The sequence below is a fragment of the Periweissella ghanensis genome, assembly GCF_918814755.1.
GTDB classification, from domain to species: Bacteria; Bacillota; Bacilli; order Lactobacillales; family Lactobacillaceae; genus Periweissella; species Periweissella ghanensis.
On the sequence record NZ_CAKKNT010000021.1, the window covers coordinates 20,290 to 33,436 of the forward strand.

The 13,147-nt window shown below is 39.5% G+C and carries 11 protein-coding genes and 4 tRNA genes; 5 read left to right on the plus strand and 10 right to left on the minus strand.

From position 1 onward, the window contains the following. Nucleotide 1: 1 nt before the first annotated feature. Together cydB and LQZ76_RS07225 are read right to left on the minus strand one after the other, a co-directional pair. Nucleotides 2–1,018 (minus strand): cytochrome d ubiquinol oxidase subunit II, encoded by a 1,017-nt coding sequence (gene cydB, locus LQZ76_RS07220; protein ID WP_230099076.1) that lies wholly within the window; start codon nt 1,016–1,018, stop codon nt 2–4. After that, nucleotides 1,018–2,466 (minus strand): cytochrome ubiquinol oxidase subunit I, encoded by a 1,449-nt coding sequence (locus LQZ76_RS07225; RefSeq protein WP_230099085.1) that lies wholly within the window; start codon nt 2,464–2,466, stop codon nt 1,018–1,020. The genes cydB and LQZ76_RS07225 overlap by 1 nt, the downstream gene beginning before the upstream one ends. A gap of 576 nt (nt 2,467–3,042) precedes the next feature. On the opposite strand from LQZ76_RS07225, the gene LQZ76_RS07230 reads away from it, so the two are divergent. From LQZ76_RS07230 to LQZ76_RS07250, 5 genes are all read left to right on the plus strand, one after another. Then, on the plus strand, nt 3,043–3,867 hold the full coding sequence (locus tag LQZ76_RS07230) for a MetQ/NlpA family ABC transporter substrate-binding protein (protein WP_230099077.1): 825 nt from the start codon (nt 3,043–3,045) through the stop codon (nt 3,865–3,867). Between the two features lie 340 nt (nt 3,868–4,207). Further along, on the plus strand, nt 4,208–5,023 hold the full coding sequence (locus LQZ76_RS07235) for a MetQ/NlpA family ABC transporter substrate-binding protein (protein ID WP_230099078.1): 816 nt from the start codon (nt 4,208–4,210) through the stop codon (nt 5,021–5,023). Nucleotides 5,024–5,079: 56 nt separating this feature from the next. Then, nucleotides 5,080–5,898: a MetQ/NlpA family ABC transporter substrate-binding protein gene (locus tag LQZ76_RS07240; RefSeq protein WP_230099079.1), complete on the plus strand. Its 819-nt coding sequence runs from the start codon at nt 5,080–5,082 to the stop codon at nt 5,896–5,898. A 107-nt stretch (nt 5,899–6,005) separates the two neighbouring features. Beyond that, entirely contained in the window at nt 6,006–7,088 is a 1,083-nt protein-coding gene (locus tag LQZ76_RS07245) for a methionine ABC transporter ATP-binding protein (RefSeq protein WP_230099080.1), read from the plus strand. After that, nucleotides 7,088–7,780 (plus strand): methionine ABC transporter permease, encoded by a 693-nt coding sequence (locus LQZ76_RS07250; RefSeq protein ID WP_230099081.1) that lies wholly within the window; start codon nt 7,088–7,090, stop codon nt 7,778–7,780. Before LQZ76_RS07245 ends, LQZ76_RS07250 begins: the two co-directional genes overlap by 1 nt. Before the next feature lie 267 nt (nt 7,781–8,047). Here the strand turns inward: LQZ76_RS07250 and LQZ76_RS07255 are convergent, their stop codons facing one another. The 8 genes from LQZ76_RS07255 to LQZ76_RS07290 form a co-directional block, all read right to left on the minus strand. Beyond that, the gene (locus tag LQZ76_RS07255) at nt 8,048–8,749 is read right to left on the minus strand and encodes a GntR family transcriptional regulator (protein WP_230099082.1); all 702 of its coding nucleotides are present in this window, start codon (nt 8,747–8,749) and stop codon (nt 8,048–8,050) included. A gap of 17 nt (nt 8,750–8,766) precedes the next feature. Further along, nucleotides 8,767–9,903, minus strand: coding sequence for an N-acetylglucosamine-6-phosphate deacetylase (nagA, locus tag LQZ76_RS07260; protein ID WP_230099083.1), 1,137 nt, complete (start codon nt 9,901–9,903; stop codon nt 8,767–8,769). 27 nt (nt 9,904–9,930) lie between these two features. Next, complete coding sequence (gene proC / locus LQZ76_RS07265; protein ID WP_230099084.1) at nt 9,931–10,722, minus strand: pyrroline-5-carboxylate reductase; 792 nt, start codon at nt 10,720–10,722, stop codon at nt 9,931–9,933. Nucleotides 10,723–10,843: 121 nt separating this feature from the next. Then, nucleotides 10,844–10,915: transfer RNA gene (locus tag LQZ76_RS07270), tRNA-Gln, on the minus strand. A gap of 5 nt (nt 10,916–10,920) precedes the next feature. Further along, nucleotides 10,921–11,001, minus strand: a tRNA-Tyr gene (locus LQZ76_RS07275). A gap of 301 nt (nt 11,002–11,302) precedes the next feature. Further along, nucleotides 11,303–12,754, minus strand: a complete 1,452-nt coding sequence (locus LQZ76_RS07280; protein ID WP_230099086.1) for a peptide MFS transporter — start codon at nt 12,752–12,754, stop codon at nt 11,303–11,305. Between the two features lie 159 nt (nt 12,755–12,913). Further along, a tRNA-Thr gene (locus tag LQZ76_RS07285) sits at nt 12,914–12,986 on the minus strand. A 51-nt stretch (nt 12,987–13,037) separates the two neighbouring features. Then, nucleotides 13,038–13,110, minus strand: a tRNA-Asn gene (locus LQZ76_RS07290). Between the last annotated feature and the right edge of the window lie 37 nt (nt 13,111–13,147).

Below are 13,147 nucleotides of genomic sequence, written 5' to 3' on the forward strand. Positions count from 1 at the left end.
CCTAGTGAGCACTACCTGCTTGACCTACAGTTAACCGTTTCCGGAAAACATAGTAGCTCCAAATTTGGTAAGCCAATACAATTGGCAAGATTGAAACAACAATCCAAGTCATAATTGTCAATGTGTATGGTGAACTTGAAGCATCTTTAATCAATAATGAGTGGGCTGGGTTGTTAGCCACGATAACTCGTGGGAACAAACCAACAAATAATAAAGTAACAAGACCAACAAGGTTAACCCCAGTAGCAATGAAACTTAAAATTTCTTTGTCTTTAAGCGTTGCAATGTATGAAACAACTGTTGCTAAGACAATCACAGCTAATAAGATCACTGTAATTACTGGCTTGTTTTGGAAAAAGTCAGTGTAGATGAAAAGTAAGATTGCAAAGACGACTTCACCAGCTAAAAGAACTGGGTAAAGGACCTTAGCAACTTTAGCCGCACGGTAACGGATTTCACCATCAACCTTCAAGCGAATAAAGTTTAAGCCGTGGATGTAGCTCATCAAGACAACGGCAACCCCACCGACAATTGTAAATAAGTTTACAAAGTCAAAGAAGTGACCACGAATATTAAAGCTATTATCAACAGGCATCCCCTTAACAAGAGCCGTAAAGATCATTCCGAATAAGAATGGTGCCATGAAAGAACCAATGGCTGTCGCCCATTCCCAAACATTTTTTGCTTTGTTGAATTTAGCCATGGCCCGGAATTCAAATGAAACCCCACGGAAAATTAATGAAAGTAAAATTAAGAATAACGGAATGTAGAAACCTGAAAATAGGCTTGCATACCAAATTGGCATTGCGGCAAACATTGCCCCACCAGCAGTAATTAACCAAACTTCATTGGCATCCCAGTTAGGTCCAATTGAGCCAATCAAAGCGTCGCGTTCATGTGCATCTTTGGCAAGTGTTTTAACGGCCATTCCGACACCAAAGTCAAAACCTTCTAAGAAGAAGAAACCGGCAAACAAGATGCCAATAAGGACAAACCATAAAATTTGTAATGTTGACATTAGTTAAAAGCCTCCTCTGCAAATGGGTCTTTAACAACTGCCTTTGGTTTCATGACATCATCAGGTCCTTCACGAAGCACACGAGCTGCGTAGTAAACCATCACTCCACCAAGAGTACAGAAAGTTAAGAAGTAAACAATGTTAGAGAATAACATTGAACCAGCAGAAACGTTTGGTGATACGGCATCAGCAATTGTCAAGTAACCGTAAACAACCCAAGGGTAACGACCTAATTCAGTCACTAACCAACCACCAGTATTAGCAGCAAATGGTAAGAATGTCACAATTGACATAATCCATAACCACCATTTTTGGTTCATCAAGAACTCATCTGAGTGTTTCTTACGGTTAAACCAAAGACCAACAATGGCAACCATTAAGAATGCCCCGGCAGAAACTGCCATGACACGGAAAGCGTAGAAAATGGCATTAAATGGTACATAGTAGTTCATGTCCTTACCAAACTTCTTATCGTATTTCGCGTGTAATTCACGGCTAATTTCGTTAGCCCCTTTGTTTTCACCTGTAAGTGAGTGGTGGGCCAAGATTGAAAGTACATATGGTACGTTAATTTCAAAATCAGGTTTGTGTTCTTTTTCGTTATACCAACCGATCACAGCCCATGGTTCTGATTTGTTCTTACCACCAACGTTTTCATATAAACCTTCAGTAGCAGCAAACTTCATTGGTTGGTCATTTTGTAAGAAGAGTGAGTGACGGTCCCCTGTAAAGAGCATCCCAAACGTTGTTACTAATCCAAGGATTAAACCAACTTTCATTGACTTACGGAAGAAGTCAGTGTTTTTAGTTTTACGTAAAAGAGCCATTGCTGACATCCCAGCAACGACAAAACCGGCTGTTAAAAACGCACCGATTAAAACGTGAGGGAATTCCAACCATACTTGGTGGTTTTTAATTAAATCAGCAAAGTTAACTAATTGTGCCCGGCCAGTTTCTTTATTAAGAATGAAACCAGTTGGGTTTTGCATAAATGAGTTGGCAATCAAAATCCAAAGCGCTGAAAGGCTTGAACCAATTGTCACTAACCAAATAAAAGTTGCGTGTAAGGCAGGCTTAACTTTGTCCCAACTAAACATCCAAAAACCGATGAAAGTTGATTCTAAGAAGAAGGCAACCAAGGCTTCAATCGCAAGTGGTGCCCCAAAGATATCCCCAACGAAACGTGAGTAAGCTGACCAGTTCATTCCGAATTGGAATTCTTGAATGATCCCAGTAACGACCCCAACTGCAAAGCTAAGTAAGAAAATCTTAGCCCAGAATTGTGTCATATGCTTGTAGACTTCGTCTTTCTTTATCACGTAAAGGGTTTCCATAATCGAAACTACTAAACCCATCCCAATTGAAAATGGCACAAAGAAAAAGTGAAAAATTGTGGTCATTGCAAATTGGAAACGTGCTAAAGAAACAACAGATAGTGCTAAATCCATCATTATGTTATTTCCTCCAAAAAATTGCGTATATAAACTTTTATACATAAATACTACTTAGCCTATTTTACACATAAACAACGTGTACTTTCAAATTTTTTACGCAATATTTCCGGAAATTTTAAACTTTGTGCTATTAATCACTTGTAAGAACTTTGTAAGGGCTTTTAAATTAAATTTTAAAATATTATTGACAAGTTTCTCATTCTGCTTTAATATTATCCTCATAGTTTGATACGACAACAAATTGATCAGGAAAGTAAATTGGATTGTTATTGTACAGAAAGCATCGGTTGCTGAGAAGATGCCCTTAACACCCTTTCGAAAATGGCCTGTGATTGGCATAGGTGAATAACTTTAGTTATGAATCTATGATGGGGTGGCGACCATTACCAACGCACACGGATATTTTAAGTCCGTTAGTGAGGATATTTTGGCAACAAAATATCAAAGTAGAATGGTTCACGACGAAGCTCGTTTCTATGTTTTTAAACATAGGAACGAGTTTTTTTATTTTCACGTTCAATTTGTTGAGTATCAAAACATCTAAATTTATTTATTTTGGGAGATTTTATTATGAAAAAGAAATTATTGATTGCTGTAACTGCCGTTTTGGCAGCCTTCACCCTTGCCGCTTGTGGTAACTCAAGTAAATCATCTTCATCTTCAAACACAGTTAAAATCGGGGTTGAAGGTTCTGAAGAAGCCCAAGTTTGGGATAACATCATTGCCCGTGCTAAAAAAGAAGGCGTTAACATTCAATTGGTGCACTTCAATGACTATAACCAACCAAATGCAGCATTGAAATCAGGTCAAATCGACTTAAATGCTTACCAACACTACTACTTCTTGAACACTTGGAACAAAGCTAACCACGCTAATTTAAAGCCAATTGCTAAAACTTTAATTGCCCCTGTTCGTTTATACGGTGGTAAAGGTGTTACTAAGTTATCTGACATTAAAAAAGGTGGCCAAATCGTCATCCCTAACGACCCAACTAATGAAGGTCGCGCTTTAACCCTTCTTCAAACAGCTGGCTTAATCAAAATCAAGAACGAAGCATTACCAACACCAAACGATATCACTGCAAACCCTAAAGACTTGAAGATTGTTCCAGTTGATGCTACGCAAACAGCAGCTCAATTAAAATCAGTTGCTGGTGCCGTGGTTAACAACGACACTGCCACTGATGCTAAGCTTGATCCTAAATCAGCAATCTTTGTTGAACCAATTAACAAAGATTCTAAACAATGGATTAACGTGATTGCCGCTAACCCTAAAAACGATAGCAACCCAGCTTTCAAGAAGATTATCAAAATCTACCAAAGCCAAGAAACAAAAAACCTCTTTAAGAAGTACTACCCAGAAGAACTTCCAGCCTGGGATGCTGATTTAAAATAATTAACATATCTTAAGTACACAAAATGATCAGGAGAGTACCAATTAGTTTATTTGTACAGAAAGCGCCCACTGCTGAGAAGGCGTCAAATAACAATTGGGAAGATGGCCTGGGATTGGCATAGATGAGCAAGCCGTTAACTTGTAAATCTATGATGGGGTGGCGTCCATTATCAGCGCACACGGATTTTTCCGTTATTGAGGAGCTAATGGCAACATTAACTTGAAGTAGAATGGTACACGACAAAGCTCGTTTCTATGTTTAGACATAGAAACGAGCTTTTTTCATTTTTATTTTGAATCACTTTTTATTATTTTATATACATGAATGGGAGATTTTAACATGAAAAAACTATTAATTGCTTTCACTGCTTTATTTGCTGCCTTTACATTAGCTGCCTGTGGTGCTGGCAAGTCAGCTGACAACCAAGTCGTTAAAGTTGGTGTTGTTGGCACCGATGACCGTATTTGGGATAGTGTCGCCGCCCGCGCTAAAAAAGAAAATATTAACATTAAGTTAGTGCACTTTACCGATTTTGACCAACCTAACGCTGCTTTAAAATCTGGCCAACTCGATTTAAATGCCTTTCAACACTTTTACTTCTTAGACCAATGGAATAAAGCCAACCATGGCACTATCAAATCAATTGGTAAAACCATTCTGGCACCAATTCGGCTTTACCCTGGTAAAGGTGTTAAATCATTAAAAGATATTAAAGCAGGCGATCAAATTGCGATTCCCAACGATCCGACTAATGAAGGCCGGGCCCTTGTCCTTTTACAAACAGCCGGTTTACTCAAGCTTAAACACGTGGCTTTACCAACGCCAAATGACATTACGGACAATAAGCTTAAATTAAAAATTATTCCCGTGGATGCCTCACAAACTGCACGTCAATTGACATCTGTCGCAGCTGCCGTTATCAACAACACCACTGCCCAAGATGCCAACTTACCTGCTAATGCATCCATCTTTGTGGAACCGGTTAATAAGGACTCTGCCCAATGGATTAATTTAATTGCGGCTAATGCTAAGGACGTCAACAACAAGACTTACAAAAAGATTGTTGCAATCTACCAAACGCAAGCAACCAAAGATGTCATCAAGAAAGCTTACGGAACGAGTGAAATCCCTGCTTGGGACATCAAATTAAAATAGTACTTATCACCAAATTTTATTACTAAATAACTTTTCAATAAATTGGAGATTATGTTATGAGAAAACTATTACTTGCTTTCACTGCTTTATTTATTGCTTTTACGTTAGCTGCCTGTGGTACCACAAGTGCTATTTCAAACAACGGTCATACGATTAAAGTTGGGGTCGCCGGTACTGAAGAAGCCGAGATTTGGGCAAATATTATTCAACGTGGTAAAAAGGACGGCTTAAATATTAAGCTTGTTCACTTTACCGATGGTAATCAAATTAATAGTGCAACGCAAACCGGTCAAGTTGATGTTAACGCCTTTCAACATTATTACTATTTAAACCAATGGAATAAAAGTAATCACGGCACGTTAAAAGCCATTGGTAAAACGTACCTTGCACCAACACGCCTCTACCCTGGTAAAGGTGTTAAATCATTAAAAGACATTAAGCATGGTGATCAAATTGTCATTCCAAATGACCCCACCAATGAAGGTCGGGCATTGACATTGTTGCAAACTATTGGTTTTATTAAACTAAAGCACGATGCGTTAGCAACTCCTAATGATATTACTAGTAATCGCTTAGCTTTAAAAATCATCCCCGTCGATGCTGGTCAATTGCCACAACAACTTAAAACCGTTGCGGCGGCTGTGATTGATAACGGAACCGCCCATGATAGTAAGATTAATCCCAATTCAGCAATCTTTGTTGAACCGATTAGCTCAGCATCATCCGTTTGGATTAATATTTTAGTAGCCAATGCCAATAAAGCTCATGACCCTAATTTGCAAAAGTTGGTAAAATTGTATCAAACAACGACTACCAAAAATTTATACAAAAAATACTACGCAACTGAACTCCCTGCGTGGGATACTAAGTTCTAAGATTATCAGTCCCGCTGCTGGCGGGCTACATAGTTTCACCAAGGTACCAATACGCACATAAATGTAGCGAATGTCCACACATAAATATTTAAATTGAGGTAAAAAATATGACTGAACAAAGCCCAATTATTCAATTGGAAAATATCGATGTTATCTTTGAGCAAAAAAAACAAACAGTCCATGCGGTTAAAAACGTATCCCTAGACATTTATCCAGGTGATATCTACGGTATCGTTGGTTATTCTGGGGCTGGTAAATCAACCCTTGTCCGAACAATTAACTTACTCCAAAAACCAACCCATGGGAATGTGGTCGTTAAAGGGACCAACTTGGCCAGCGATAATGGTGGTAACGAAACGTACATCAGTAGTAAAGATTTACGGAACGAACGCAAAAAAATTGGGATGATTTTCCAACACTTCAACTTAATGAACGAACGGACTGTCGCCCAAAACGTTCTTTTCCCAATTGCCCACTTAAAACTATCTAAGGAACAACGTCAACAAAAGGTCACTGAACTCCTTGAACTTGTTGGGTTAGCCGATCGCGCCAATGCTTACCCAAGCCAATTATCTGGAGGTCAAAAGCAACGGGTCGCCATTGCACGGGCGTTGGCTAGCGAACCGGAAATTTTAATTTCGGATGAAGCGACTTCGGCCCTTGACCCGAAAACAACTAATTCAATTTTACTATTATTGAAAAAATTAAATGTTGAGTTAGGGTTAACAATTGTTTTAATCACCCACGAAATGCAAGCCGTTAAGGAAATTGCTAATAAAGTCGCTGTGATGGAAAATGGTGAGGTTATCGAACGTGGTAGCTTACTTGAAATCTTCACAGCACCCCAAAAGCAACTCACTAAGGACTTCATTGATACCGCCACTAACTTGGAAGATGGTTTACGTAAAGTTCAAAACCAAACAATCGTCGAAAACTTACAAAGTCCGGACGTCTTAGTCCAACTCTCATATGCAGGTTCATCAACAGACGAACCACTTATCTCAACCTTATTTAAAGACTTTAATGTCTCAGCCAACATTTTATTTGGAAATGTTGAAATCTTACAAAACACTCCGGTTGGAACCTTGATTACGATTCTTAGTGGTCAATCAACTGATATCAAAGCGGCCATTGCCTCAATTGAAGCCAATGGCGTTAAAGTTAGCATCTTGAAAGGAGCACTTGCCTAATGAACTGGATTACAAAAACATTCCCAAACGTGATTTCGCTTGGCTGGTCAACTGATCAAGGTTGGGGGCTTGCAATTTATCAAACGCTCTACATGACATTTACTTCCGCAATTGTTGGGGGAATTTTAGGCTTAATCTTTGGGTTTGGTTTGGTTTTATTTGCCGAAGACGGGATTATTCCTAACCGCCCGCTTTACTGGATTCTTGATAAAATTGTCTCAATTTTCCGTGCGATTCCATTTATTATCTTATTAGCCTTTATTATGCCGTTCACCTTATTCTTAGTGCATACAACAATTGGAGTCAATGCCGCCCTTGTGCCATTATCATTAGGGGTCTTTCCTTTCTACGCGCGCCAAGTGCAAAATGCGCTTATTTCAGTTGATGGTGGGATTATTGAAGCCGCCCATGCCTTTGGGGCGACGACTTCTGAAATCATCTTTAAAGTTTACTTACGTGAAGCTTTAGCTGATTTAATCCGGGTTTCAACGGTTACATTAATTAGTTTAGTCGGTTTAACTGCCATGGCCGGGGCCATCGGTTCTGGTGGTTTGGGTAACACGGCGATTGCGATTGGTTACAACCGTTTCCAATCTGATGTCACCCTTGTCGCTACCTTGCTCATCATTATTTTCATTTTTATTATTCAATTTGTGGGTGACTTTTTAGCTAAAATTGCCAGCCATAAATAAAGTAAAAGGTGTTGTGACATAACCCTATAAAATAAGGGCCACTAAATGAAATTTAAAATTTCATTTAGTGGCCCTTTTAGCTATAATCAAAAGAAAAAGGGGTTGTGACAAAACTCTTTTCTGGTAGAAATTTACTGCCAAAACACGCTCCAGAAGTCCGATATATTCGAAATACGACAAAATCCTCTACGAAGAATTTTCTTCATAGAGGATTTTTAGTGTATTTCTCGATATCGCCCGACTTCTGTCACGCTCTCTTTGTTATTGTTATTTTTCTAAATAGAATTCAAAGCGTGCCCCAACATACTGAGTGCGAACGTATTCAAATGGACGTGAATCAGTCAAAAATGAAACTTGCCGTAAATGTAAAATCGCATCCCCACGGCGAATCCCTAAATACTCAGCAACCTTTTCCGTTGCCAATTGGGCGGTCACCGTTTGCTGGGCATGGCCAACATGTAAGCCTTGAGTCTTTAAAGCTTGATACAAGCCGGTTGTTATCGTGGTTCGATCAAGCTTTTCCACTAACCGACTTGGAATCGTTGCCGTTTCTAATGAAATGGGTTCATCATTACCATAACGAATTCGCTCCATCCGTAACACGCGTTCACCATTTGTTAAGCCCAATTGTTCAATCTCACTTACGGATGGTTGGACCGCATTATGATAAGCGATTACTTTGCTACTAGGCGTTTTACCTTGGGCTTTCATCAATTCCGTAAAACTGGTAATACCAGACATTTTTTCTTGGACTTTTTGATTAGCAACGTACGTACCATCACCGACCCGCCGTTCTAAAATCCCCTCATCAGCCAAAGTTTGGACCGCTTGCCGTAAGGTCATACGACTAACCCCAAATTCAACGGCTAATTCACGTTCCGCTGGAATTTTATCGCCAACTTTGTATTTACCAAATTCGATTTGGCGTTTTAATTCATTATGGATTTGTAAATAAATTGGTGCACCCATGTTAGAAACCTCGCTTATTACTTAGATAGCAATTCTCCATATGAGTAGGTTGCTTTTAAATCCAAGCCCCGATCAAATAAGTTAAAATCAGCATCTTTACCAACACTAATACTACCTTTTTGCGTTAATCCAAATTCACGGGCTTGGTTTACAGAACTCATAAGAACTGCTTGTTCAATATCAACTTGTGCAAAATCAATGATGTTTCGGAAAGCATCATCATATGTTAAAACAGAGCCAGCTAAGTGACCATCTTCCAACCGGGCTTGCTTATCTTTAACGATAACTTTTTGACCACCCAATTCAGAAATTCCTTCTGGCATCCCTTTTGAACGCATTGAATCCGTAATCAATTCAATACGATCACTGCCTTTAATATTTACCGCAAACCGAATCATATCCGGTACAATGTGAAAACCATCTGCGATTAATTCGGCATACATATTCTTTTCCAACATCGCATGCCCGGTAACCCCAGGTTCACGGTGGCCAAGACCGCGTTGAGCGTTATACAAGTGCGTTACGTGGGTCGCATGTGATGCTTGCATTTGGGCGCGCGTCGCATCACTGTGGCCAACTGATGGCACAATGTTATGACTTAGTGCAAATTGTTCAAATTGACGTGCTTGGTGGCGTTCTGGCGCATATGTAACTAATCGAATTCGATTACCAGAAAGTTCATTCCATTGCGTCAACAATTCAACTGATGGATCTTGCATATATTGGGCTGGTTGGGCACCTTTGTAGATGGGGTTAACAAATGGTCCTTCAAGGTGAACCCCACCAATTAATTTATTCGTTTGAGCCACTTGGTTAACGGCAGCCATCGCTTTAGCAATTGCATCATTTGATTGGGTCATGGTTGTTGGGAAAATCGTGGTAACCCCTTCATTTTTAGCAATTAAATTAACCATTTGCATGATTTCATCAGCATTACCATCCATCGTGTCAAAGCCATACGCACCGTGAGTGTGAACATCGATGAATCCAGGGACAAGCACATAGCCATGTGCATCAGTGACTTCATCATCCGCTAATAACTTAAATTCATCCATGGTACCCACGGCTTCAATCGTACTGCCAAAACGGACAAACCCATCTTTAATAACATTTGCGCCGGTATAAATATCGGTGTGTCGAATAACTTTACTCATTGTATCAATCCTCCAAATTTATATGCACTAATCAACCGCTTGATCTTTAGCAACGGTTGCATCAATTCCTTTAACGATAGCAGTTGGCAACCCGTATTCTTCCATTGCTAAGAAACCCGCAATTGTTGAACCACCAGGTGATGCCACGGCCGCTGCTAATTCTCGTGGTGTTTGGGTGCTACTTTGGACTTGTAAAGCCGTCCCAAGCATTGTTTGAGTAACAATAGCCACCGCTTGATCCTTAGGTAACCCATACTTAACCCCAGCTTGGGCCATCGCATCAATAAATAAATCAATAAAAGCCGGACTTGAACCAGCTAAGGCACTGAAAATACTAAATTGTGTTTCTGCAACTAAATACGTTGCGCCTAATTGTTTTAATAAGTCCTCAACTTGCGTTTGGCTCGCTGGTTGGGCCATTAATGGTGCATTATGAATATAAGCTAACGTCCCCGCATTCACATTGACCGGTGTATTTGGTAATACCCGACTAATTGCAACAGTTGTGCCTAAAGCTGCATTTAAAGTCGCCAATGAAACCCCACCGAGCACCGAAATTACTACTTGCTTAGTTAAAACCGCTTTAATTTCACTTGCCACCGTTGGTAAATGTTGTGGTAGACACGCCAAAATAATCACGTCACTTTCACTAGCAACTTGTTGGTTAGTTGGTAAGTAGTTTAAACCGTGAGCTTGCGCATACGTCTGGGTACGCGCACTACCACCATGGATATTAATTACTTGATCTGGATTAGCACTTAGTAAGCCACTAATCATCGCTTGCGCCATTTGACCGCCGCCGATAAACCCAATTTTCAAAATTCGGGCCTCCTTGTTTATTAATATCTCTACTATACCAATTTATATACCAATTATCAAAAATAAAATAAAAACACCTACGAACAAATCGTAGGTGTTTTTATTATCGTGCATATAAGTACTGGGCTAGCTGGATTCGAACCAGCGCATGACGGTACCAAAAACCGTTGCCTTACCGCTTGGCTATAGCCCAATAAATGGGGGAAGTAGGATTCGAACCTACGAACCCGAAGGAACGGAGTTACAGTCCGTCGCGTTTAGCCACTTCGCTATTCCCCCAAAGCAATCAACTTAATAAGTATACCTTATTAATATTAACTGTGTCAAGAGGATTGTTAACTTTTATCAAATTTATCTTTCAAAACTTAATTAATAAGTACCAATCAACTTAATCTATATTACAGTAACTCTGATTAAATATCAATACTTTTTTTACTATTTTTTTGTTTTTTTGATTTATTTACGTGATACTTGTTTAATTTAAAAATCATAGCTTAACCCCGGCTGTAATAAAAAAGTGTGCTCCTAACAGCTTGAAACTGCCAAGATCACACCTTTATTTATCTTTGATATTTTACAATTAATCAATCCCCACCATGGCATTACTAATCTTTTTGACTTGCGTTAATAGTAATAGCCCTGCTAACAAGGTAATACTCCCAACGACGGTAAAGTAACGAACTTCGGTATTAATCGTATAGAACTGGACAATTTGGGCATTAATCGCCGAAGCAGTTGCATCTGATAAAAACCACATACTCATCATTTGTGAACGAAAAGCTCGGGGAGCCAGTTTAGTCGTAGCTGATAACCCAACTGGTGAAATTAACAATTCGGCAATTTCAACTAACGCCCAGCTTAAAATTAACCACCATGGGCTAAACAAGCCATTAATCCCAAATAAAAAACCTGGGAGGGCCATTACTAAAAATGATATTCCCGCAAAAAGTAAGCCAATTCCAAACTTAGTTGGTGTTTTAGGCTGACGTTGCCCTAACTTAACCCATAGAATCGCAAAAATTGGGGTATATAACATAATAAACATTGGATTTAATGATTGGAACCAAGCAGCATTCAACCAAATTGGTAAGCGGACTTGATCATGGGCAAATAAGGCTAAAATGGCTGCTCCTTGCTCTTCAATTGACCAGAAAAGCATTGCTGCGAGAAATAGTGGAATATATGCCCGCACTCGTGAACGTTCCTCATGCGTCGTTTTACGGCTGGTTAACATTGTTACAAAGTATACGATGGGCACCATTACCGCAAGAATCGAAAGTAACAAAATTATCGCTTTTAAATCCAAAGCATCATACAGATACATTAGAATGATGATTAAAATTATCGCCGTTAAGCCATAAATTGACTTAAATATTAATGGCCGTATATCTTCTGGTTGAATCGGATCAGTTGGATAATACGTTGCTTTACTCAAGCTTTTACGACTAGCAGTATGAAAAACAATGAGGCCAATAAACATCCCAATGGCTGCCAGTAAAAAACCAATGTGATAGTTAAACATTTTAGCTGCTTGACCGACTAACAATGGCGCAATAAACGCCCCAAAATTAATTCCAAAAACAAAAATTGAAAAACCAGCATCACGGCGCGTATCGTTTAAACTGTATAACGAACCGACCATTTCAGAAACATTTGGCTTGAGCATCCCTGTCCCCATGACAATCAAGGCAATTGAAACAAATAAAGCTGGCCGACCAAACGGTAACGCTAAGGTAATGTGGCCAAACATGATTAAAACACCACCAATAAACACTGTCCGCCACGCACCTAAAATCCGATCACTCAGAAAGCCACCAAAAATACTTGAAAGATACACCATTGAACTATAGATTGAAACAATCGCTAGCCCCATTGAATGATTCATGCCTAAGCCACCAGCACTCACTTTGGCAATAATATAATATAGTAAAATCGCACGCATACCATAATAACTAAAGCGTTCCCACAATTCGGTAAAGAACAGGGTTCCTAAGCCACGCGGTTGGCCTAAAAATGTTGTTTGTTGTTTCATTTCCAAAATCTGTTTCCTCCATTTGTCTCAAGCTAACCGGAATGCTTAATAATTGTATCATTTTATCACTAAAAATTTAATTGCTTTTAATTATTTTCTCATGCTTACTACAAAAATAAGGTATCTGTATTAACATACAGATACCTTATTTCCTCTTAGTGCCGCTTAGGTGACTCGAACACCTGACCCTCGGTTTACGATACCGATGCTCTACCAACTGAGCTAAAGCGGCATTGGTTCAATAAAAGCGATGTTCCCAAAGGAATACATCGCTTTTAACTAACTCCGGCAGGCGGGCTCGAACCGTCGACAACCTGATTAACAGTCAGGTGCTCTACCAACTGAGCTATGCCGGAATAATATAAGCATGGCGACGTCCTATCCTCGCAGGGA